Annotated in this window: 17 protein-coding genes and 1 other RNA gene; 3 read left to right on the forward strand and 15 right to left on the reverse strand. The window is 40.3% G+C overall.

What is annotated here, in order from left to right:
* The first annotated feature begins 73 nt into the window (after positions 1–73).
* Positions 74–520 carry a DUF1694 domain-containing protein gene (locus B7695_RS05175; RefSeq protein WP_084890154.1) on the forward strand — a complete coding sequence of 149 codons (447 nt, stop codon included), beginning with the start codon at positions 74–76 and terminating at the stop codon, positions 518–520.
* Here B7695_RS05175 and B7695_RS05180 read toward each other — a convergent pair.
* The 12 genes from B7695_RS05180 to B7695_RS05235 all read right to left on the reverse strand — a co-directional run bounded on the left by B7695_RS05180 (position 517) and on the right by B7695_RS05235 (position 18,401).
* A complete protein-coding gene (locus B7695_RS05180; RefSeq protein WP_084890156.1) occupies positions 517–1,632 on the reverse strand; it encodes a glycerate kinase in 1,116 nt (371 codons plus the stop codon). The two genes, B7695_RS05175 and B7695_RS05180, sit on opposite strands and share 4 nt — an antisense overlap.
* 8 nt (positions 1,633–1,640) lie before the next feature.
* Positions 1,641–2,285: a phosphoserine phosphatase SerB gene (gene serB / locus B7695_RS05185; RefSeq protein WP_084890158.1), complete on the reverse strand. Its 645-nt coding sequence runs from the start codon at positions 2,283–2,285 to the stop codon at positions 1,641–1,643.
* A 58-nt stretch (positions 2,286–2,343) separates the two neighbouring features.
* Positions 2,344–3,777, reverse strand: coding sequence for a glycogen synthase GlgA (gene glgA, locus B7695_RS05190; protein WP_084890160.1), 1,434 nt, complete (start codon positions 3,775–3,777; stop codon positions 2,344–2,346).
* Positions 3,774–4,913, reverse strand: a complete 1,140-nt coding sequence (gene glgD, locus B7695_RS05195; RefSeq protein ID WP_084890162.1) for a glucose-1-phosphate adenylyltransferase subunit GlgD — start codon at positions 4,911–4,913, stop codon at positions 3,774–3,776. The genes glgA and glgD overlap by 4 nt, the downstream gene beginning before the upstream one ends.
* Positions 4,903–6,045, reverse strand: coding sequence for a glucose-1-phosphate adenylyltransferase (locus tag B7695_RS05200; RefSeq protein ID WP_084890164.1), 1,143 nt, complete (start codon positions 6,043–6,045; stop codon positions 4,903–4,905). The genes glgD and B7695_RS05200 overlap by 11 nt, the downstream gene beginning before the upstream one ends.
* Positions 6,035–7,963, reverse strand: coding sequence for a 1,4-alpha-glucan branching protein GlgB (gene glgB, locus B7695_RS05205; RefSeq protein ID WP_084890167.1), 1,929 nt, complete (start codon positions 7,961–7,963; stop codon positions 6,035–6,037). Before glgB ends, B7695_RS05200 begins: the two co-directional genes overlap by 11 nt.
* A gap of 275 nt (positions 7,964–8,238) precedes the next feature.
* Positions 8,239–9,663, reverse strand: a complete 1,425-nt coding sequence (locus tag B7695_RS05210; protein ID WP_084890169.1) for an NADP-dependent glyceraldehyde-3-phosphate dehydrogenase — start codon at positions 9,661–9,663, stop codon at positions 8,239–8,241.
* Between the two features lie 266 nt (positions 9,664–9,929).
* A complete protein-coding gene (gene pulA, locus B7695_RS05215) occupies positions 9,930–12,209 on the reverse strand; it encodes a type I pullulanase (protein WP_084890170.1) in 2,280 nt (759 codons plus the stop codon).
* A gap of 115 nt (positions 12,210–12,324) precedes the next feature.
* Positions 12,325–14,283 (reverse strand): NAD-dependent DNA ligase LigA, encoded by a 1,959-nt coding sequence (ligA, locus tag B7695_RS05220; protein WP_084890171.1) that lies wholly within the window; start codon positions 14,281–14,283, stop codon positions 12,325–12,327.
* Between the two features lie 92 nt (positions 14,284–14,375).
* Complete coding sequence (locus B7695_RS05225) at positions 14,376–15,554, reverse strand: MFS transporter (protein WP_084890172.1); 1,179 nt, start codon at positions 15,552–15,554, stop codon at positions 14,376–14,378.
* A 79-nt stretch (positions 15,555–15,633) separates the two neighbouring features.
* Complete coding sequence (locus tag B7695_RS05230) at positions 15,634–16,497, reverse strand: Rgg family transcriptional regulator (protein WP_084890173.1); 864 nt, start codon at positions 16,495–16,497, stop codon at positions 15,634–15,636.
* Positions 16,498–16,499: 2 nt separating this feature from the next.
* Positions 16,500–18,401 carry an ABC-F family ATP-binding cassette domain-containing protein gene (locus B7695_RS05235; RefSeq protein ID WP_084890174.1) on the reverse strand — a complete coding sequence of 634 codons (1,902 nt, stop codon included), beginning with the start codon at positions 18,399–18,401 and terminating at the stop codon, positions 16,500–16,502.
* A 153-nt stretch (positions 18,402–18,554) separates the two neighbouring features.
* Between B7695_RS05235 and B7695_RS05240 the strand changes: the two genes are divergently transcribed.
* Together B7695_RS05240 and B7695_RS05245 are read left to right on the forward strand one after the other, a co-directional pair.
* Positions 18,555–20,273, forward strand: coding sequence for a phospho-sugar mutase (locus B7695_RS05240; protein WP_084890175.1), 1,719 nt, complete (start codon positions 18,555–18,557; stop codon positions 20,271–20,273).
* A 111-nt stretch (positions 20,274–20,384) separates the two neighbouring features.
* Positions 20,385–20,732, forward strand: a complete 348-nt coding sequence (locus B7695_RS05245; protein ID WP_084890178.1) for a thioredoxin — start codon at positions 20,385–20,387, stop codon at positions 20,730–20,732.
* Positions 20,733–20,998: 266 nt separating this feature from the next.
* On the opposite strand, the gene ssrA is transcribed toward B7695_RS05245, so the two are convergent.
* From ssrA to B7695_RS05260, 3 genes are all read right to left on the reverse strand, one after another.
* Positions 20,999–21,346: a transfer-messenger RNA gene (gene ssrA, locus B7695_RS05250) on the reverse strand.
* Positions 21,347–21,407: 61 nt separating this feature from the next.
* A complete protein-coding gene (locus B7695_RS05255) occupies positions 21,408–22,043 on the reverse strand; it encodes an SGNH/GDSL hydrolase family protein (RefSeq protein ID WP_084890182.1) in 636 nt (211 codons plus the stop codon).
* 1 nt (position 22,044) lies between these two features.
* Positions 22,045–22,872 (reverse strand): HAD family hydrolase, encoded by an 828-nt coding sequence (locus B7695_RS05260; RefSeq protein ID WP_084890183.1) that lies wholly within the window; start codon positions 22,870–22,872, stop codon positions 22,045–22,047.
* Positions 22,873–22,875: the final 3 nt, after the last annotated feature.

Consider the following 22,875-nt stretch of genomic DNA (forward strand, 5'->3'; position numbering starts at 1 on the left):
ATTTTCCTTAACTTTATAAAGTAATCGCTTTCTTTTGTCTGTTTTATTCTAACTTTTATGATATACTGTTTTCATGACAGATTTATCAAAACAATTACTTGAAAAAGCTCGTGGTGGGCCAAAATTAAATCCGGATGAGCAAAGACGCTATCTTGGTACTTTTGAGGAAAGAGTTCTTGGATATGCAGATATTGATACAGCAAATAGCCCTCAGTTTGAAAAAGGTTTTTTATCTATTTTAGAAAATCTTCAGGAAAAAGCAGAGCCACTATTTGTGAAGATTTCACCAACTATCGAATTTGACAAGCAAGTTTTCTACTTAAAAGAAGCAAAAGAAACTGATAGTCAAGCTACCATCGTATCTGAAGAGCATACTTCTTCTCCTTTTGGCCTGATTATCCACACCAATGCACCAGTTCAAGTAGAAGAAAAGAACCTTCGACTTGCTTTTGCAAAACTTTGGGAAGTTAAAAAGGAAGAACAATCCAAAACATCCTTATGGAAAAAATGGTTTGGCTAAATCTTGCGCATCTTTAATAAATGTCCAATATTGGCGGCCGTGCGCTCCAGATAGAGGCTGGCATTTTTCAAACTATCTTCTAAAGGTTCACTTTTCTCCAAAATTGAAAAAGCCGCTTGGATATTCTCAAATGGTAAGGGAGGTAAATCTTCAGCAAGACTACCACAAATAGCAATGACAGGAACTCCGACAGGGGTTCTTTTTGCAACACCTATAGTTGCTTTACCTGCTAAACTTTGACGATCTAGCTTTCCTTCTCCAACAATAACCAAGTCAGCATCTAAAACTTTCTTATCAAAGTTGATCAAGTTCAAGCAGGTATCAATTCCAAACACGATATTTGCCTGAGCAAAGGCACACAAACCGCCAGCAATGCCTCCACCAGCTCCTGCTCCTTTAATTTCCAATGTTACAGGTGAGAATTTTTCATAAAAATCTTGTATTGCCTGATCTACGACTTCAAACATAGTAGGATCTAGACCTTTTTGTTTTCCAAAAATGTAGGTAGCACCTTGATGACCACATAAGGGACTCACGACATCTGCTAAAATACGAATTTGAACATCTTCAGGAATTCCATAGCGATTTTCTGTTGAAACAGAAGCTAATTTTAGTAAGGATTGACCGCATGCAGGCAAGACATTTCCATCCCTATCATAAAATCGATAACCTAAACCAGCAGCGATCCCAATTCCTCCGTCATTACTGGCCGTGCCACCAACGCCGATATAGATTTCTTTAATCCCTTGAGCAATGAGATGACGAATCAACTCTCCAATACCACAAGTCTGGATTTGAAGTGGATTTCGTTTCTCTATCGGAATTTTTCCAAGGCCAACTAAGTCAGCCACTTCAAATAGTGCCAGTTGTTCTTTTTGAAAATAGCGTATGGTTTCTTTTTGGCCAAAAGGGCCTGTAACTTGAATCCATTTTTCTTCTAGTTCAAGAGAATGTCGGATAGCATCTACAGTACCTTCTCCCCCATCACCAACAGGGCAGAGGAGACATTCTACATCTGCTATCGATTGTTGGAAGCCTCTTTTAATAGATTCAGCTACCTCTTCAGCGGTCAAGCTTTCCTTAAACGAATCTGGTGCAATTACAATCTTCATATTTTTCCTCATTCTAAAAAGTCAATCAAAGGTAGAACTTCTAAAAAATCTCTCTTGTCAACATGATGTGGTATTTCTTTTTTGAGTACCTCTTTGGCACAAAAAGCAATTCCCAGTCCTGCTGACTTCAACATTAATAGGTCATTAGCCCCATCACCGATTGCAATCGTTCTTTCTTTAGAAAGTTTTAGTTCCTTTCTCCATTGTTCCAGAGTCTCTTTTTTAACCTCAGGACTAATAATTTGTCCAATCAATTTTCCTGTTAGAAGACCATCTTTGACTTCAAGTTGATTGGCAGAGAAATAGGTAATACCAAATGATTTTGCTAATCTCGCAACTATTGGTGTAAAACCACCTGACACCAGACCAACTTGGATGTCATTCTTTTGGAGAATAGAAATAAATTTCTGTGCATTTGGCGATAGATGAATAGACTTGAAGACTGTATCAAAGACCGAAATAGGAAGGCCTTCCAACAAGGAAACTCTTTTTCTTAAACTGCTTTCAAAGTCTAACTCTCCTCTCATTGCTCGACTTGTAATCAGCGAAATTTCCTCCTCACGACCTACCTCTCTTCCCAAAAGATCAATCACTTCTTCTAGGATTAAGGTTCCATCAACATCCATAACACACAAGCCTTTTACTTGAAGCATCAGTTCTCCTCTCTAAACAGCCCAAAAATCGTATGAAGTCATCATACGATTTTATCTATTAATTAACTAAACTATGGTACAAATCAAGGTATGACCTGCAGGCTGTATCCCATGAGAAATCACACTCCATAGCTTGTTTTTGTAGATTTCTCCAAACATCAGGATGGTTTCTATACAAGTTCAAAGCTGTTTGGAAAGTCCAATTTAACCAGTAAGGAGATAAATTGTCAAAGCTAAAGCCAGTACCGCTTCCTTCGATTGGATTAAAGGCTTTAACGGTATCTCGTAAGCCACCAACTTCATGGACTAATGGCAAGGTTCCGTAACGCATAGCCATCATCTGAGACAAGCCACACGGTTCAAAACGACTCGGCATGAGGAAGAGGTCACAAGCAGCGTAGATTTCTTGAGCTAGTTTGACATCAAAAGTGATATTTGCTGATAGCTTGTCTGGATAGATTTGAGCAAACCATGAGAAAGCACCCTCAAAAGCTGGGTCTCCAGTTCCCAAAAGAACAATCTGAACATCTTCTTGCAAGATATGGTGCAGACTTTCCACCACCACATCAAAACCTTTTTGACGTGTCAAACGAGAAACAATTCCCACCAGTGGAACATCAGCCCTAACGGGTAAGCCAACTCTTTCTTGCAATTTTGCCTTATTCTGGGCTTTACCAGACAAATCTTCCTGACTAAAATGATAATCTAAAAGAGCATCCGTCTGAGGATTATACAGGTCAGCATCAATCCCATTCACGATACCAGATACCTTACCTGACTCCATTCGGAGAATCTGATCCAAGTTACATCCGAACTGACTGGTCATAATTTCATGAGCATAACTAGGTGAAACGGTTGAAACACGGTCTGCATAGAGAATACCTGCCTTCATCCAGTTCAGACAGTTGTTCCAGCGAAGGGTGCCATCAGCGTAACGTTCAAAGCCGACTCCAAACAAATCCCATAACATTCCTTCTGAGAATTGTCCTTGGAATTCCAAATTATGAATGGTTAAAACTGTTTTAATGCCCTCATAGGCTTGAATCCAACGGTATTTTTCCTTCAACAAGAAAGGAATCATAGCTGTATGGTAGTCATGAACATGGAGAAGATCAGGAATAAAGTCAATCCTTTCCATAGCCTCAATGGCAGCTAGTTGGAAAAAGGCAAAGCGTTCTCCGTCATCAAAATCACCGTAAACATGACCACGGAAGAAATAATATTGATTGTCAATAAAGTAGAAGGTTACACCATTTAAAACTGTTTTCTTAATTCCACAATACTGTCTGCGCCAACCAACACTTACCTCAAAATGAAGAACATCTTCAATCTGATTTCCAAATTTATCCTCTACCATATCATAGTAGGGGAGAATTACTGCAACTTCATGTCCCGCTTTTACTAGTGATTTAGGAAGAGCGCCAATGACGTCTCCCAAACCACCTGTTTTTGAAAAGGGTGCACCCTCAGCTGCTACAAATAAAATTTTCATGAATGAATATCCTCTGTTACTTTAGCACCTTTCTTAACGACAACTGGATGTTCTGCAGTTCCTCGAATTACAACACCAGGCTCAACTTCAACACCCTTGTCCAAGATAGCATATTCTACCTGAGCTCCTTCTCCAATAACAACACGAGGGAAGAGCAGGCTATCTTTAACTAGGCTATCCTTATGGACATGAATATTACGTGATAGAACAGAATTAGCCACTTGACCTTCAATAATACTACCAGACGCAAACTGAGAAGTGCTTACTTTAGATGTATTAGCATAATAAGTTGGCTCTTCGTTTTTGACCTTTGTATAAATTTTTTGATTTGGTGAGAAGAGAGAGTAGAATTTTTGTGATTCAAGCATATCTTTGTTAGCTTGGTAATAAGACTCTACAGAATGAATATTTGCTAAATAACCTGTGTACTCGTAGGCAAAAGCCCCTTCTTTTGCAGCCAAATCCCGTAAAACATAGCGTAACTTCTCTGGATGTTCTTTCTTAGCTTCTTCTTCCAAGCGTTCAATCAACCAAGGTGTATCAACGACAAAGATATCTGTAGACATGTTATAGATTTGATCTGGTAACTTGCTATCAAAGAGTTTATGAGAACGAACATGGTCTGTTTCATCCACTTCTAAGATTGCGTTTACTTCTGAAATGTCTTTCTTAGCTAGTTTTTTATAAACTACAGTGATAGGCCTTTTTGTTGTACTATGTAGATGGAAAACTTGGTTCAAATCAATGTTAATCAGAACATCACAGTTGAGGGAAACTGTTTGGTTTGAGCCAGAACGTTTCAAATAAGTGAGAAGCTGTTGGTAGTATTCTTTTCCAACTGTACTACTTTCCACACGGGTATTGTAAATTCCTAGATAATAGTGACTAAGAAGAGTGGACAAGCCCCACTCACGCCCTGAACGGATATGGTCAAAAACAGAACTAATATTATCCTGCTGAAAAATACCAAAAACACTGCGAACACCAGCATTGGCAAGACTTGAGAGCGGGAAGTCAATCAAACGATATTTACCGCCAAATGGCAAACTAGCTACTGGACGGTGGTCTGTCAATGTTGACATATCATGAAAACCAACTGTGTTTCCTAAAATGGCAGAATATTTATCAATCTTCATCTGTTGCTACCCCCACTACTTCATTATATCCTACAACTTGTACTTCTTCTGTTCCATCAATTTCGACACCATCAGAAATAACTGCACCTTCACCAATAATGGCACGTTTGATTTTAGCTCCGTGTCCAATAATGGCTCCACTCATGATAACTGAATCTACTACTTCTGCCCCTTCTCGAACTTGCGCACCTGTTGAAAGGATAGAATGTTTAACAGTTCCATCAACGAAACATCCGTCTACAACTAATGAGTCTTCCACATCAGCATTTGCCCCAAGGAAGTTTGGTGGTGAAATTAAGTTTCTTGAGTAAATCTTCCATTGACGGTTACGGCTGTCCAAGGCATTCTCTGGAGAAATGTACTCCATGTTCGCTTCCCAAAGCGACTCAATAGTACCAACATCTTTCCAGTAACCTTTAAATTCATAGGCATAGACACTTTCACCTGATTCAAGGTAATTTGGAATGACATTTTTACCAAAGTCTGACATATCTACATTGCTCTTTTCAGCAGCAACGAGCATATTGCGGAGACGTTGCCAATCAAAGATATAGATTCCCATAGAAGCTTTGGTAGATTTAGGTTGAGCTGGTTTTTCTTCAAATTCAACAATGCGGTTATTGGCATCTGTGTTCATAATACCAAAACGGCTAGCTTCTTTCAGAGGAACATCAAGAACTGCTACTGTCAAACTGGCATTGTTATCCTTGTGAGACTGGAGCATATCATCATAGTCCATTTTGTAGATGTGATCCCCAGACAGAATCAAAACATACTCAGGATTGACACTGTCGATATAATCGATATTTTGGTAAATAGCGTGACTAGTCCCCTCAAACCAACGATTTCCTTCACTTGCAGAATACGGTTGAAGAATAGAGACACCAGAATTGATACCGTCTAGTCCCCAGCTTGAACCATTCCCAATATGGTTATTGAGAGCAAGAGGTTGGTACTGTGTAATGACTCCAACATTGTGAATCCCTGAGTTGGCACAGTTTGAAAGAGCAAAGTCAATGATACGGTAGCGTCCGCCAAATTGTACAGCTGGTTTCGCAAGGTTTTGAGTGAGTTTTCCGAGACGAGTTCCTTGCCCACCGGCAAGAATCAAAGCTAACATTTCATTCTTCATTTTCTACTCCTTTTTGGTTTTTATTTGTAACGGTTTTAGTAGATTTCAAGCGACGTTTGATTTTCCAAACACTTGCTCCCATAGCCGGTAGGGTAAAGGTCAAGGTCTGCTCATAATCTTTCCATAGTCCTTCTTGCGTTTGCACAGTTTGATTATGTTCTTTCCAAACTCCTCCCCACTCTTCTAACTCAGTATTCCAGACTTCTTCATAAATCCCTGCAACAGGAAGTCCGATTGTAAAATCTTTTCGTTCAACAGGTGCCATATTAAAGACACAGACTAACATATCATCCTTTTTACCCTTACGGATGAAGGAAAGAACACTCTGGTCTCGATTATCCGCATCAATGATTTCAATACCATCATAGCTGGTATCAATTTCCCACAGACAGCGATGATCTTTGTAAAACTGGTTTAGCTGAGAAGTGAAATACTTCATCTTAGCATTCATAGGGTCTTCTAGATTAGACCATTCCAACTGCTCTTCAGATCTCCATTCTAGGAATTGGCCGTATTCGCTACCCATGAAGAGCAATTTCTTACCAGGGTGACAAATTTGGTAAGTGTAGAGATTGCGTAAGCCTGCGAATTGATTGTAGCGATCTCCCCACATCTTGTGCATCATACTCTTCTTACCGTGAACCACTTCATCGTGCGAGAATGGTAGGAGATAGTTTTCATTGAAAACATACATAAAGCTGAAAGTCACCAAATTAAAGTCATACTTACGGTAAATAGGGTCTTCTTCGTAGAATCGGAGGATATCATTCATCCAGCCCATATTCCACTTGTAGTCAAATCCTAGACCACCAAGTTCCTTCATTCCCGTAATCTTGGTTGCTGACGAACTTTCTTCTGCGATCATCATCACATCTGGATGTGCTAGTTTAATGACATCATTCAAGCGTTGAAGGAAATAATATCCTTCATAGTTGAGATTGCCACCATCTTTATTAGGTGTCCATGGAGCATCATCGTAGTCTAAATAGAGCATATTGCTAACTGCATCCACTCGAATACCATCTAGATGGTAAAAGTCAATCCAAAACTTAATACTAGAAATCAAGAAGGACTGGACTTCATTTTTTCCAAGGTCAAAATTGAGAGCGCCCCAACCGTAGTTATGAGCCTTATTATGGTCTTGGTATTCAAAAGTCGGTGTTCCATCATAATAGGCCAAGGCATCATCATTGATAGTAAAGTGACCAGGTACCCAGTCTACAATAACTCCTATATTGTTTAAGTGACATTCCTCAACAAAATCTTGAAATTCTTCAGGACGACCATAGGCATGCTCTAGAGCAAAGTAACCCATAAGCTGATAGCCCCAACTCAAACCGAGAGGGTGAGACATCAAGGGCATAAACTCAATGTGAGTATAGTTCATCTCAACCAAGTAAGGAATTAGTTCATCTTTCAATTGAGCAAAACTATAGGGGCTGCCATCAGGATTTCTCTTCCAAGAGCCAGCATGAGCCTCGTAAATATTGACAGGACGCTCTTCAAAGCTCAAACGTTTTCTACGGGCTAACCAGAGACCATCCTTCCATTTCTTTTCTGGAATATCTGTTAAAATAGCTCCAGTCCCAGGTCGTGCCTCATACCGTACAGCCAAAGGATCAATCTTCATTAACTGATGACCATTTGCACGCGTGATATGATACTTATAAATTTGGCCTTCTTGAGCAAGAGTGGTAAAGACTTCCCAGACTCCAAATTCATTTCGTTCCATCGGAATTTGATTTTCTACCCAATTGGTGAAATCCCCCACCAAGTGGACAGCCTGAGCATTGGGAGCCCACACACGAAATGTATAACCGTACTCTCCATTTAGTTCTTCCCTATGTGCTCCTAGATAATGCTGAAGGTGAAAGTTTTCTCCTGTCATAAAGGTGCGCAAAGCTTCTCTTTTATCCATAATACCTCCTCTTTTTCTGTAAGCGTTTTCTATAGATTTATTATACTACCTTTTTAGGGAAGATTCAAGTAAATTACGGAATTTGCAAAAAAATCTTTTGAAAGTCTTCAACAAATTCACTAATGTGTTCACTTGTAAATCAAGAAATTTTCAAACAGATTATGAAAACGAATTGTTTTTTTACAATACTATCATAAAGTTCGTTATTTTACCAATAAAATTGTTGTTTTAAAGTAAAAAAAGAAACCAGGAAATGAATTTCCTGATTTTATCTTTTATTTCACATCAAAAACAATGGATTTGACATTTGTCATCGCTTCAATACTATATTTAATTCCTTGCACTCCAGCACCAGAACCTTTGACACCAAGGAATGGGAAATTATCTGGACCACGTTGGGTTTTATTATTAATATGAACTGTACCCACTTCAAGTTTTTCAGCAATTTCAAAGGCCTTTTTGAAATCATTTGTAAAGACTGAGGATTGAAGGCCGAATTCAGATTCGTTGGCAAAGGCAATTGCTTCTTCTACATTAGTTACACGAATAATTGGTAAAACAGGGCCAAATGGCTCTTCCCATGCTACTTTCATATCTTTTGTAACTTGGTCAAAAAGCACTGGCCAGAGAAGATTGCCCTCACGTTTGATTGGTGTAAGAGCCTGAGCACCTTTTTCTTGTGCATCCTCAATCAAGCCCCAAATAAAGTCGGCTGAAGCATTGTCAATAACAGGTGTAATATCAGCATTGTCAAATGGGTCACCAACTGTTAATTTAGCAACCTCTGCTTGAAGCAAAGTAACTAATGTATCTGCAACACTTTCGAGAACAATAACACGTTTAATGGCCGTGCAACGTTGGCCTGAGTAGCTAAAGGCACCTGCAACAATTTGCTTGGCAGCATGTTCCAAATCTGCATCTTCTAGTACAAGAGCTGCATCTTTCCCACCAAGTTCCAACATGATAGGACGCATACCAGCTAAACGACCAATACGTTCTCCGATAGGGGTTGATCCTGTAAAGTTGATGAAGTTGACTTCTTTGTGCTCAATGATATAATCCCCAATTTCTGAACCACGACCCGTAATGGTATTGAAAACACCTGCTGGAATCCCTGCTTCTTCAAATGCTTTAGCCAACAAGAGACCAGAAATGGAACCTTGTGTTGGTGGCTTGAACATAACCACATTCCCTGCAATCAAGGCCGGAGCAATCTTAGATCCAGAAAGGTTGACTGGATAGTTAAAGGGAGCAATAGCTAGCACGACTCCAACCGGCTCACGACGAACAACAGCCAGTTTGTTTTTACTTGCTGCTTCAAAACCGCCACCTTCCATCGCTTGGCCTGTGATACGGAGACCTTCTTCAGCAGCATAGCGGATCAAGTCTGCGGTACGCACTACTTCTCCAATGGCTGCTTTAATCCCTTTAGCAACCTCTTTGGCAAGGATAGAACCAATTTTTTCTTTATCACGTTCCAAAATAGCTGCTGTTTTATGCAAATAAGCCGCACGTTCAACTGCTGATAAAGCACGCCATGCAGGCAAGGCTGCACGCGCAGCTTGCATAGCCTCATCTACTTCCGCTTGGCTCATAGCTGGTACTGTCCCTAATTCTTCTTGATTGATTGGTGAATAAATCGTAATTTCTTTTTCAGATGATTTCCATTCTCCATTTACTAAATTCTTATATCTTGTCAAATTCTCGTCCTCCTGAAAATGATTAAGATATATTTTACCAAATTTTCAGAAAATTACAACCCTTTTTGCAATATTTTTGAGATTATTTTCACAAGCTTGACTTTTCAAACTATTTGAACTCTTTTGTTAAGCAGTCAGTACAAGAAGAAAAGGCTTAGATGAACTAAACCTTTTTCATGCTATGTTATTCTTCATTGAGTTTTATAATTTTTAGCAAGAAGATATCCTGGAAATTATACGACACAATTGAAAACTTTTGATTTTTTCTACAAGACTTTAAAGACGCTGGCGCTAACGCCACCAACCATGTCTTTATCACTTAAATGGCTATTGGTCACCAATAGTTCTAGATTTCCAGCATTTTCAAACTGGAAGTCTTGCCCTTTAGCATTAAATACAACCAGTAAATGGTCTTCACCTTGAATCTCATAGACAATCAAACCACTATGTTCATTTGCTGAATGAACAAAAACATGATGGTAAATTTCATCATAAGTAGGGTAAGAAAAGGCACCGGTTCCTGTCTTCAATCGAATCATCTGACGGATAAACTCAATACTATCTTGACGCTCATTAATCAAGTCCCAGTTCACTTGGTTCACACTGTCTGGAGCATTATAGCTATTCATAGCACGCTCTCTATCATCATGGGTCAACTCACCATTTTCACCAGTCGCAACTAGTTTGGTACGACCAAATTCTTGACCGATTTCCATAAAGGCCATCCCTTGCATGAGTAGGTTCATAGCTGTGGCCGTCTCAACCTTGCGCATGATTTGTTCTGAACTTTGGTCTGGATGAAGAGTTGCCAATAAATCGTGAAGATTGTAATTGTCATGGGCTTCCACATAGTTAAGTACTTGATTTGGATGTGTATAGGTTCCTAATTCACGACTGCCTAGGATTGCCTTGGCTAGAATTGGTTCTGTCGCAGCACCGCTAACAAAGCCTGATTTGATAGCACCATAAACTTCTCCACCTTTGACAGCATCACGCTGATTGTCATTAAAGAAACCAATATTTGGCATCTGGTAGGCATTGTCTTTCTTGGCCTTATCATAAGGAGCAAGACCTGTTCCCATATCCCATCCTTCTCCATAGAGGATAATGTTAGGGTCGACTTCATCCAGGCTCTGACGAATCATCTGCATAGTCTTGACATCATGAATCCCCATCAAGTCAAAACGGAAGCCGTCAATATTGTATTCCTGTACCCAGTATAGAAGAGAATCAATCATATACTTGCGGAACATTTCGTGTTCACTGGCTGTTTCATTTCCAACACCCGTTCCATTCTGGAAGGTACCGTCTGGATTCATACGATAGTAGTAATCAGGGACAGTTGTTTGGAAAGGTGCATCAACTACTGAGAAGGTATGATTATAGACCACATCCATAATGACACCAATACCCGCATCATGATAGGCTTGAATCATGGTCTTCAAATCACGAATAACCTGAGCTGGATCATCTGGATTAGTTGAAAAACTAGTTTCTGGCGCGTTATAGTTTTGTGGATCATAACCCCAGTTGTAGGTTACATTTCCATCCTCATCATATTCTTTGTGACGGTCTGCAATTGGTTGCAACTGAACATAATTGTAGCCGATCTTCTTGATGTAATCAAAAGCAGTTGCTTGACCGTACTGGTTAACTGTTCCAGTCTGTGCAGCACCTAAGAAAGTTCCTCGAAGATGTTCATCCACACCTGAGGTCGGTGATTTGGTCAAATCACGAATGTGCATTTCACAAATAACTGCCTTACATGGATTTGCCAAGCGCCAAGTAGCCTCAGAACCATGCTTAACCTCGAAGTTTTCGACTTGTTTTTCTGCATGGCTTAGAATAGCAGAACGTTTGCCATCAGGACTGGTAGCAATGGTATAGGGATCGCGTGTCACTGTTTGGTGGTGAGGGAATTGGACTTGATACTGATAAGCCTTACCAGTCAAATCTTCCTCAACATCCAAACTCCAGACACCAATAGTATTGTCCTTATGGTTATAAGAATAGCTATTGCCTCTCTCCATATCAAAAGTCTTCCAAACAGGTGCATCATTAGTAGCTGATTCATAAACAACTACCTGCACTTCTGTCGCTGTCGGAGCCCAGAGGACGAAATGTGCCTGATTATCCTCTACACGGCAACCCAATACACCTTGGTAGCCCCAGTGGTGGTCGAAACTAGCACTATTGATAGCCTTGTCAAAGGCAAAAGGATTTTGATTTTTATAGAAAGGACTGGCAATAGCAGGATTTTCAGAATAATAAATTCTATCATCCCCTTCCAAAATCCAGACCTCTGTTAAGAGGGGATAGTGATTAAAACGGATAGCATACTCTTTACTGATTTGGCCGGTATGAACCACAAAATTCAAGCTTTCTAAGGGATGAACGCTTGGGTGTTCGAAACTAAATAAAGCACCAAAATAATCTTCTTTGTAGGTTAGCAAATCAATTCGCTGGTCCTGACTTTTTACAAAAGAGCAAGTATCGTATTCACCATTCTTGCGGTGGTAATGAATGCGCATAGGGTAGTTATACATTTTTATTTTTCCTTTTTACTTTTTAATTTGTTTCTATTTCACTAATAAATTTTGTCAATCTCGTCTCAATTAACAAACATAGTCATATTATCTAAACTCTGTTTTTAAACGATCATTACAAACTTTCTAGCCATGCCTCGTCTCTAACCTCAATACCAAGTTCTTGTGCCTTTTGAAGTTTACTTCCAGCATCTGCTCCTGCCACGACGAGGTCGGTCTTTTTAGACACACTGCCTGTTACCTTGGCACCTAGACTTTCGAGTTTACTTTTAGCTTCTGAGCGCTTGAGACGTTCCAATTTTCCAGTCAATACCACGGTCAAACCTGACAAGGCTGCATCTGCTACTACAGTCTGACCTTTGTAGGCCAGATTGACTCCAGCTTCTCTCAATTCTCTGAGGAGAATTTCAGAGCCTTCTGTCGCAAAATATGTCTGAAGACTCTTGGCGATCACGCCACCCAGACTTTCAATACTAGCCACTTCCTCTGGATCTGCCTGAGCCAGATTTTCGATTGAATAAAAATGTTGGAGTAATAGCTGACTGGCCTTGCTTCCGACATGACGAATTCCCAAACCAAACAAGAGTTTCTCGGCAGAATTTTCCTTAGATGCTTGGATGGCCTGATAGAGTTTAGAAGCAGACTTTTCCTTGACCCCCTCTAAAAGAAGAAAATCTTCCTCTTTCAAACGATAAATATCCGCCACATCCTTGACTAAATTAGCAGCAAAGAGCTTCTCAACAATAGATGGACCAAGGCCTGTAATATTCATAGCATCACGAGAAGCAAAGTGAATCAAGCCTTCCATGATTTGAGCAGGACAACGCGGATTGATACAACGAAGGGCCACTTCATCTTCAAAGTGCAACAAGCCAGAGTCACAGCTTGGACAGTTTGTAGGGATATCTAGTTTTTCTTCAGAAACCCGTTTGGACTCTACCACTCGTAAAACAGCAGGGATGATGTCCCCGGCCTTATAGACGATGACCGTGTCGTCTTTGCGAATATCTTTTTCAGCAATATAATCCACATTGTGCAGGGTCGCACGGCTAACAGTTGTACCAGCTAGTTGTACTGGTGTTAGATTTGCAGTTGGGGTTACAACACCGGTACGGCCAACTGTCCAATCAACTGACAAGAGTTGAGCTTCTTTTTCCTCAGCAGGGAACTTGTAAGCTACTGCCCACTTTGGAGCCTTAACGGTAAAGCCAAGTTCTTCTTGACCTGATAGGTCGTTTACCTTGATCACCACCCCATCGATATCATAGGGAAGACTGTCTCGTTCCTCTCCTACTTCTTGGATAAAATGCCAGATTTCATCTATATTTTCAGCCAAAATCCGCTTAGGATTGACTACAAAACCAAGTTGTTCTAGGTGCTTCAAAACCTTTTCTTGGCTGTCACGAGTTGAAGGGCTGGCTTCTTGATAGAGAAACGTTGCAAGATTGCGCTTGGCAACTACTGCTGTATCCAACTGTCGCAGGGTGCCTGCCGCTGCATTACGAGGATTGGCAAATTCAGGCTCTCCATTTTCTTGGCGAGCTTGGTTAACCTGGTCAAAAGAAGCGCGTGGCATGTAACATTCCCCACGAACTGTAATATCAAGTTCTTCTGGCAAGGTCAAAGGAATGTCCTTAACACGTTTGAGATTTTCTGTTATATTTTCACCAATAGAACCATCTCCACGTGTTGCCCCAGCAACTAAAATCCCCTTTTCATAAGTAAGCGAGATTGACAAACCATCGATTTTCAGCTCACAAATATAGGTTGGATGAGCCACTTCCTTACGAACACGCGCATCAAAAGCTTCAAGCTCCTCACGTGAAAAAGCATCCTGCAAACTATAAAGAGGATACTGATGACTGTATTTTTCAAAACCATCTAAGACTTTGCCACCAACACGATGGGTCGGACTGTCTGCTAACACTTGATCTGGATAGGCAGACTCCAACTCGACCAACTCACGGTAAAGACGGTCATACTCACTGTCTGAAACCGACGGATTATCGCTGGTATAGTACTCAGTCGCATAGCGATTGAGCAAGGCGACCAACTCATTCATTCTTTTATTCATAAAACCATTTTACCATAAACTAAGCCCTCCTCACAAACGAGAAGGGCAGAAAAAACACTTAGATTGGAATTATTTTTGAAGTCCAAGCAAACTTATGTCTCTTTTTCAAAATGAGTTCGAACATATCCGAGAGCTAAGCAAGATAAGGCTACGACTCCAAGTCCAATAATCAAGAAAGAATAAAGATGGACACTTGGAAGAAAGGTCATCAAACCTGTTGCAATTGGCATAAAAAGTATAGCTAAGGTATAAATCGAACTGAGAACTCTTCCCAGATATTCACCTTCAACCTTGGTTTGTACTTGAGTAAAAAAGTGAATATTGAAAATCGTCATAAATAATTCACAAACGAAATTGCCTGAAAAAGTAAGATAGGATGGGAGGGTAAATCCCATTATCATCACCCCAAGTCCAGTCAGAGCCAACAAAAACAGAAGCATTTCCATACTGGCTTTAATCTTACTAGCTAGCAGCGCCCCAACAATAGAACCGATAGCGCCCATAGTTAAAATAGTGGCATAGGCACCTTGAACTCCATAGAGCTGATTTGAAAAGGGAAGGAGGTAATTAAAAGCTGCAAAGAAAAAATTGACACTTGAAGCCATGACTAGTAAAAAGAAGATTTCCTTTTGCTTCACAATATAGTGAACTCCCTCCTTGATATCAGCACAAATAACTTTGAATGTAAGTTTCTTCTCACCCGTAGTCTTCTCTTCTTTCTTTGGAAGCAAGGCTACTAAGCCAAAAGCGAGGAAAAAACTAAGGGCATCTAATACCAAGGTAATACGAAGACTTGCAAATTGTAAAACCAGAAAAGAAAGTACAGGAGAACTCACACTGACAACCTGCAAGACCAACTCCAAACGAGAATTGTAGAGGACCAGTTCATCCTTCTCTACTAATTCTGTGATAATGGCCTTATTTGCTGGTCTAGAAAAGGAAAAGGCAATCGCCTGCACAATATTAGCCCCAATCAAAGCCCCAATCATCCAACTGTCATTCCTTATGAAAGAAATAGCCAGACAAAGAATCCCACAAACAAGGTCTGTAGTCATTAAAATCTTACGACGAGAAAAACGGTCTGATATAACTCCACCAAAAGGATTTACGAGAATAGATGTGACGAGTTCAGAAATCTGATACATTCCTAAAACTGTCTGTCCGATAGTTCCCATGGAAGCCAACCAGACACTATTTCCATAATCATAGAGCATATTCCCTATCTTGTTAACAGCTCCACGGCTAATCAACTGTACTGCATAGCGGTTCATATAAAAACTCCTCTCAAATTTTGAAACTATTGTATCAAAACTGAAAGGAGCTTTTTATTTTTTCCCTTATTTGGGAAAATTAGTCTTTGACAAATTTTTCATAGTGTTCCTGATAATAGGCTACTTGCTCTGGAAGACCTAGCACGTCAAAAATATGCATGGCTTCTTGCATTTGGCTACAACCTTCTTTACACTTTCCTTTTTGATATAAGGCAAAACCTTTGAGGTAATGTAAAATATTCCGTTCATAAAGACTAATGTTTTTACCAATAATCTTCTCTGTATAAGTCTCAAAATAGCTTGCATTGTCAAAAGAAAGATGCTCTAAACAATGTTGATAACAATTGAGGGCCAAAATCAACACTAATCTCTTATGGCGACCAATCTCTAGGTAAAATTCCTCCCTCTCCATAACTTCTCTACCAATCCGAGTGACATAATCCACATCGTAGAAACTATAGAGGTTACCGAAAAGAATCAACTCATACATGGTCCATTCTTCTGTTTTGAAGAGATAATCTGCTACCTTATCCAAATCATCTTGCTTCATATCATAACTCGAATCTCTTTGACAAATCAGACCTTGTAGCAAAATCCAGTTCAGCTCAAAATAAAGGGGATTCGTCGAACTCTTAGCCTTTTCAAGTTGTTCCCTTTGAATCTTTTGAAAACCTGCAATATCATTTGAATAGTAAAGAGGCACAATTTGTCCCATCATGGCAACATGTTCATGATTATGAAAATTCCTTGCCTTATCCATGAAATTTTCGATTGTGACATGAATGTTATCCAAAAGCTCAAAGAAACGTGAGACTGCTAGGTCAGACTCCCCAAGCTCAAAGCGAGATAACTGAGAAGTTGAACAGGACTCCCCTGCCGCCTCCTTTAAAGAATAATTTCCACTTGTTCGAAATTCACGAAATACTTTTCCAAGATGTTCCATCTTTACACCTGCTCTGATAATTCTTCCCACTCAAGCATAGCTTCTTCCTGACGGTGGCTGATTTTGTCCAGATCAGCCTGTAGTTCCATCAGTTTGTCGGCATCGTTTGTTTCCAACATTTGTTCAGAAATGGCTTGACTTTGACTTTCTAGCTCTTCAATTTCAGCTTCTAGATTTTCGATTTGCCGCATGAGTTTGCGAACTTCTTTTTGACTTTCTTTCTGAGCTTGATAGTCATTGACTGGACTTGCTTCCTTTGCTTGATTGTTAGTTGAAGCTTCCTCAGTCTGGCTCATTTCTACTTCTGCTTTCTTCTCGACATAGTAGTCGTAATCTCCCAAGTAGAGAGTCGAACCATTCTCGGACAATTCCAAAACATGAGTGGCCACACGATTGATAAAGTAACGGTCATGGCTGACGAATAGAAGAGTTCCATCGAAGTCAATCAAGGCATTTTCCAACACTTCCTTGCTATCAATATCCAAGTGGTTGGTTGGCTCATCCAGAATCAAGAAGTTGTTGTTCTCCATAGACAATTTAGCCAAAAGCAAACGAGCTTTTTCGCCACCAGACAGCATGCCGACTGATTTTTTAACATCATCTCCTGAGAAAAGGAAGGCACCTAGACGGTTACGGATTTCAACTTCTGGTGTCAGTTTAAAATCATTCCAAAGTTCATCAAGTACCGTATTACTTGGTGTCAGCTTGCTTTGAGTCTGATCATAGTAGCCAACCTCAACATTAGCGCCAAATCGCTTTTCACCCTTGATAAACGGAATCTGGTCCACAATAGACTTGATAAAGGTTGATTTTCCAATACCGTTTGGTCCAACAATAGCAACAGCATTCATCTTACGAAGGTCTAGGTTAATCGGTTGTGACAGGACTTCCCCATCATAGCCAACAGCTGCATTTTCAACAGTCAAGACAATATTGCCCGACGTTTTCTCAGACTGGAAGGTCATGTTTGCTGATTTCTTACCAGTTTCAGGCTTGTCCAAACGCTCCATTTTTTCCAGTTGTTTACGGCGAGATTGGGCACGTTTAGTCGTTGAAGCTCGGACTAGATTGCGGTTGACAAAGTCTTCCAGAGCTGCAATTTCCTTCTGTTGCTTTTCATAATTTTTTGCCTCAGTAGCTAGTTTTTGCTCTTTCAACTCGACAAAACGAGAGTAATTGCCCACATAGCGATCCAAGGAATGCTTGGTCAAATCCAGCGTAATCGTCGCAACCTTATTCAAGAAATAACGGTCGTGGCTGACAATAATGAGGGCACCGCTATAGTTTACCAAGTAATTCTCTAGCCAGGCAATCGTTTCAATATCCAAGTGGTTGGTTGGCTCGTCCAAGACCAAGAGATTTGGCTTTTCAAGAAGCATTTTAGCAAGAGCCAGACGGGTATTTTGACCACCAGAAAGCTCGGCAATTTTCATCTGCCACATAGATTCGTCAAACTTGAATCCATTCAAAATCGCTCGAATATCAGCTTCATAGGTAAAGCCACCTGCTTGACGAAAATTCTCAGATAAGCGATCGTAATCTGACATCAGTTTATCCAAATCTTCACCAGACTTTTCACCCATCTCCAACTCCATCTGACGAAGTTGTTTCTCCGTCCGACGCAAATCATCAAAGACATGAAGCATTTCATCATAAATGGTATTTTCAGACTCAAAACGGCTATCTTGAGCTAGGTAAGACAGAGAAATATCTTTTTTCTTATTGATTTCTCCGCTAGTTGGCTCCTCTTCTCCAACCAAAATCTTCAAAAGAGTAGACTTTCCTGCACCATTTTTCCCAACAAGGGCTATCCGATCACGTTCATCAACTTGCAGGTTGATATTATCAAAAAGAACCTCTCCTGCAAAAGAACGTTCAATTTTATTAGCTTGTAAAATAATCATACAAGTAGTATAGCATGTTTCCCTAAGGCATTCAAGACTTGATAAACCAGCATATGACACCACTTTTCTGAAAATTATGCTACCGTTTTACTAAAATGCTAAAAAGTGCTATAATGTGAACGGTCAAAACAATTTACAAAAAGGAGAATTTTAATGTCTTACCAAGAAAATTACCAAAAATGGGTTGATTTTGCGGAGCTTCCTGACTACCTTCGTCAAGATTTGGAAAATATGGACGAAAAAACAAAGGAAGATGCCTTCTATACAAATCTTGAATTTGGTACTGCAGGTATGCGTGGCTTGATTGGTGCTGGTACAAACCGCATCAACATCTACGTTGTTCGCCAAGCTACTGAAGGTTTGGCTCGTTTGATTGAGTCAAAAGGTGGAAATCAAAAAGAACGTGGTGTAGCAATCGCCTACGATAGCCGTCACTTCTCACCTGAGTTTGCCTTTGAATCTGCGGCAGTTCTTGCTAAACACGGCATCAAATCTTATGTATTTGAAAGCCTTCGTCCAACTCCAGAACTCTCATTTGCAGTTCGTCACCTCAACTGTTTCGCAGGTATCATGGTCACAGCCAGCCACAACCCTGCTCCATTTAACGGATACAAGGTTTACGGTGAAGACGGTGGACAAATGCCTCCACACGACGCAGACGCTTTGACTACTTATATCCGTGCAATCGAAAACCCATTTGCGGTAGAAGTTGCTGATGTGGAAGCTGAAAAAGCTTCTGGCTTGATTGAAGTTATCGGAGAAGCCGTTGACGTAGAATACCTTAAAGAGGTTAAGGACGTAAACATCAACCCAGCCTTGATTGAAGAATTCGGTAAAGACATGAAGATTGTCTACACACCACTTCATGGTACTGGTGAAATGTTGGCTCGTCGTGCTCTTGCCCAAGCAGGATTTGACTCAGTTCAAGTCGTTGAAGCGCAAGCAACTGCTGACCCTGACTTCTCAACTGTAAAATCTCCAAACCCAGAAAGCCAAGCAGCCTTTGCCCTTGCTGAAGAACTTGGTCGTCAAGTTGGTGCAGATGTTCTTGTTGCAACTGACCCTGATGCTGACCGTGTTGGTGTTGAAGTTCTTCAAAAAGATGGTAACTACCTCAACCTTTCAGGTAACCAAATCGGTGCTATCATGTCAAAATACATCTTGGAAGCCCACAAAAACGCTGGAACTCTTCCTGAAAATGCAGCCCTTTGCAAATCTATCGTATCAACTGACTTGGTAACGAAGATTGCTGAAAGCTACGGCGCAACTATGTTCAACGTTTTGACAGGTTTCAAATTTATCGCTGAAAAAATCCAAGAATTCGAAGAAAAACACAATCACACTTACATGATGGGATTTGAAGAAAGCTTCGGTTACTTGATTAAACCATTCGTACGTGATAAAGACGCTATCCAAGCTGTTCTAGTCGTTGCTGAACTTGCTGCCTACTACCGTTCACGTGATTTGACCCTTGCTGACGGTATCGAAGAAATCTATAAAGAATATGGCTACTACGCAGAAAAGACTATCTCTGTTACCCTTTCAGGTGTCGATGGTGCTGAACAAATCAAAGCGATTATGGCTAAATTCCGTAACAATGCTCCGAAAGAATGGAACGCAACAGCTATCACTGTCGTAGAAGACTTCAAGGCACAAACTGCTACTGCTGCTGACGGTACTGTTACAAACTTAACAACTCCTCCAAGTGATGTGTTGAAATACACACTTGCTGACGGTTCATGGATTGCTGTTCGCCCTTCAGGTACAGAACCAAAAATCAAGTTCTACATTGCAGTTGTCGGTGAAACCAACGAAGAATCACAAGCTAAGATTGCTAATATCGAAGCAGAAATCAATGCTTTTGTAAAATAAAATCCTATAAAAGATGAGACCAAATAATCTCATCTTTTTTTCGTATCAAATCTAAGCAATTTTAGAAACTTTATGGCATACTAGACTTATCAATGAAAGCGAGGTAATCTCATGGAACAATTTTTAGATAATATCAAAGACCTTGAAGTCACTACAGTTGCGCGTGCGCAAGAAGCTCTTGATAAAAAAGAAACTGCAACCTTCTTTATCGGTCGTAAAACTTGCCCTTACTGCCGTAAATTTGCTGGTACATTGGCAGGTGTAGTATCTGAAACTAAAGCTCACATCTACTTCATCAATAGTGAAGAACCAAGCCAACTCAATGAGTTGCAAGAATTCCGCTCACGCTACGGAATCCCAACTGTACCAGGCTTCGTTCACATTACGGATGGACAAATCAATGTCCGTTGCGACTCTTCAATGTCAGCACAAGAAATCAAAGATTTTGCAGGATTGTAAAAAATCAGCTAGCAAGTTTTAAAATCACAAAAACGCATAATGGAGCCAAAGAACGCTTTATGAAGTACATAGATTTTTAGGATACGACAAAAATGTTGTATCTTTTTTTATCGCTTTTTTAAAAATAGGGTCTGTTTTAGGATCTATTTGTGACTCCTTTGTTGTATCCTTTTTTCGCAAAAGAATACCAAGGAATACCAAAGACAAAAATAAAAAACGTTGATTTAACAACGTTTTACCAAGGAATGCAAAAGAATGCAAAGGAATAATGGAGCCGGTGGGAGTCGAACCCACGTCCAAACACCTGCCAACATATTTGTCTACAACCATAGGTTATGTATTATTTTAACAGTCCCTCGACACATAACTCAAGCCTAGAAACTGCGAGTCTATCAATCTCTTATCAAGCCACTAGACAAGACTCAATCGTATCTCGCTAATAATAAGACCTGTCATTGAACACGAGCAATCCAAATCGGGTCACGCCTGCTGGTTTTTAGGCAGCTAGAGCGTAAGAAGTGTTATTTTTTGCAGTTATATTTAACTGAGCGTTTACGTCGCCACACGAGTCGCAAAATATGCTTCATAATGCCTGTCGAATCCGTAACGACCCCAAAAGACAATAAGATCATTATACCTTATCTAACTCAAAAATGCAAAAAGAAAATCAATTAACTAAAAAAGATAGTCTTTCAAAGCTTTAGTCAAAACCTGATAACCAGCAACACTGAGGTGCAGCCCATCAGTTGTAAATTCTTTTTTGAGTTGGCCTGCCTGGTCTGTCAAACTATCAAAAACTGGCACAAATTCTACCTGCATGTAGGCAGAAGCAAGCTCTTGATAGGCGTGATTCCAGTTCTGAATTTTTTCATTCGAGCGGATATAGACTGTCTGCTTGTACTCCTCTCCCTCATTGACTGGCAAAATAGAAAGCAATTTAATCTCTGTCAGTGGGTAATCGCGAACAATGTATTGAATGGTAGCTTCGAGATTATTGAGAGCATCATTCAAAGGCACATCTTTTCCGATATCATTTGTCCCAATCAAAAGGACAATTTTATCTACTGCTCCACCGTAAAGATGCGCATCTAGGTTCTCTAGTAACAGCCCTGTCTGATAACCTCGAATGCCTCGATTGACAATGGTCTTTGAAGTCCCAAATAGTTCCTGCAAAGGGTAATACTCAACAATGGAATCCCCAATAAAAAGAATGTCTGGTTCAACAACAGAAACTTGATTTAAGTGACGGTATTTGGTTTGGATTTTGCCTTGTTCCTTTAGTAACCAATTTTCTAATAACTGTACTGCCACTTCATTCTCCTTTTTCTAACCAGTTTTCCAAGACTTGATAAACTCCTCCTTGGCTGTTAGCTGGCGCTAGAGCAGTCGCCACAGCTTTGGCTTTCTCATCAGCATTTTCCATCGCATAGGCAATTCCAGCCATTTCAAGCATTTCAACATCATTTTCACTATCGCCAAAAGCCATGATTTGTTGGGGGTTCAAGTCCCAACGCTTGAGTAATTCTTCCAAGCCCCATGCTTTATGAATCCCAGCTTGGAGGATATCAATGCAACCATAGCCACTCGATACAGCCCGAACACGGCCATCAAAGAGGTCATTGATTTCTTCCAAGACCGAACTCAAACGCTCTTCACCAACTACCATACTCATCTTGAGCACACCTCCAAAAAGGTCAGATGTTAACTCATCCACAAACTGCATCCGTTGGTAGAATTTTTCAATCATTTCTGGAGTCATAAAACTTTCAAGGTCTGTGAAAATCGTACCTTCCTTGACGAAACCACCCTTCATACCCGTTACAACAAACTGGTCCTGACACTCTCGACCCTTGAAATGAGCCAAAGCCTTATCAACAATAGCATCATCCCAAGTCTGAGCCTGAATCAGTTCATTGTTTTCAAACATACGAGCACCATTGGCAACAACCAGAACCACTCTATCCACCAAATGCCCCAGTAGTTGCCTCATGCGGTGAATTTCATTCCCAGTCGCGATGACAAAACGAATGCCCCTTTGATCCAACTGATCTAAAATCTTTTCCAAACGTGGGAGATCCAGCTGGCCTCTAGCATCCAGCAAGGTTCCATCCATATCTGTCGCAATTACCTTAATCGTCATTTA

Source organism: Streptococcus mitis (genome assembly GCF_002096845.1).
Lineage (GTDB): Bacteria > Bacillota > Bacilli > Lactobacillales > Streptococcaceae > Streptococcus > Streptococcus mitis_A.

What these genes read in the sequence shown, in the direction of transcription:
- B7695_RS05175 (WP_084890154.1), top strand. Translation starts at nt 74, where the DNA reads ATGACAGATTTATCAAAACAATTACTTGAAAAAGCTCGTGGTGGGCCA.
- B7695_RS05180 (WP_084890156.1), bottom strand. Translation starts at nt 1,632, where the DNA reads ATGAAGATTGTAATTGCACCAGATTCGTTTAAGGAAAGCTTGACCGCT.
- serB (WP_084890158.1), bottom strand. Translation starts at nt 2,285, where the DNA reads ATGCTTCAAGTAAAAGGCTTGTGTGTTATGGATGTTGATGGAACCTTA.
- glgA (WP_084890160.1), bottom strand. Translation starts at nt 3,777, where the DNA reads ATGAAAATTTTATTTGTAGCAGCTGAGGGTGCACCCTTTTCAAAAACA.
- glgD (WP_084890162.1), bottom strand. Translation starts at nt 4,913, where the DNA reads ATGAAGATTGATAAATATTCTGCCATTTTAGGAAACACAGTTGGTTTT.
- B7695_RS05200 (WP_084890164.1), bottom strand. Translation starts at nt 6,045, where the DNA reads ATGAAGAATGAAATGTTAGCTTTGATTCTTGCCGGTGGGCAAGGAACT.
- glgB (WP_084890167.1), bottom strand. Translation starts at nt 7,963, where the DNA reads ATGGATAAAAGAGAAGCTTTGCGCACCTTTATGACAGGAGAAAACTTT.
- pulA (WP_084890170.1), bottom strand. Translation starts at nt 12,209, where the DNA reads ATGTATAACTACCCTATGCGCATTCATTACCACCGCAAGAATGGTGAA.
- ligA (WP_084890171.1), bottom strand. Translation starts at nt 14,283, where the DNA reads ATGAATAAAAGAATGAATGAGTTGGTCGCCTTGCTCAATCGCTATGCG.
- B7695_RS05225 (WP_084890172.1), bottom strand. Translation starts at nt 15,554, where the DNA reads ATGAACCGCTATGCAGTACAGTTGATTAGCCGTGGAGCTGTTAACAAG.
- B7695_RS05230 (WP_084890173.1), bottom strand. Translation starts at nt 16,497, where the DNA reads ATGGAACATCTTGGAAAAGTATTTCGTGAATTTCGAACAAGTGGAAAT.
- B7695_RS05235 (WP_084890174.1), bottom strand. Translation starts at nt 18,401, where the DNA reads ATGATTATTTTACAAGCTAATAAAATTGAACGTTCTTTTGCAGGAGAG.
- B7695_RS05240 (WP_084890175.1), top strand. Translation starts at nt 18,555, where the DNA reads ATGTCTTACCAAGAAAATTACCAAAAATGGGTTGATTTTGCGGAGCTT.
- B7695_RS05245 (WP_084890178.1), top strand. Translation starts at nt 20,385, where the DNA reads ATGGAACAATTTTTAGATAATATCAAAGACCTTGAAGTCACTACAGTT.
- B7695_RS05260 (WP_084890183.1), bottom strand. Translation starts at nt 22,872, where the DNA reads ATGACGATTAAGGTAATTGCGACAGATATGGATGGAACCTTGCTGGAT.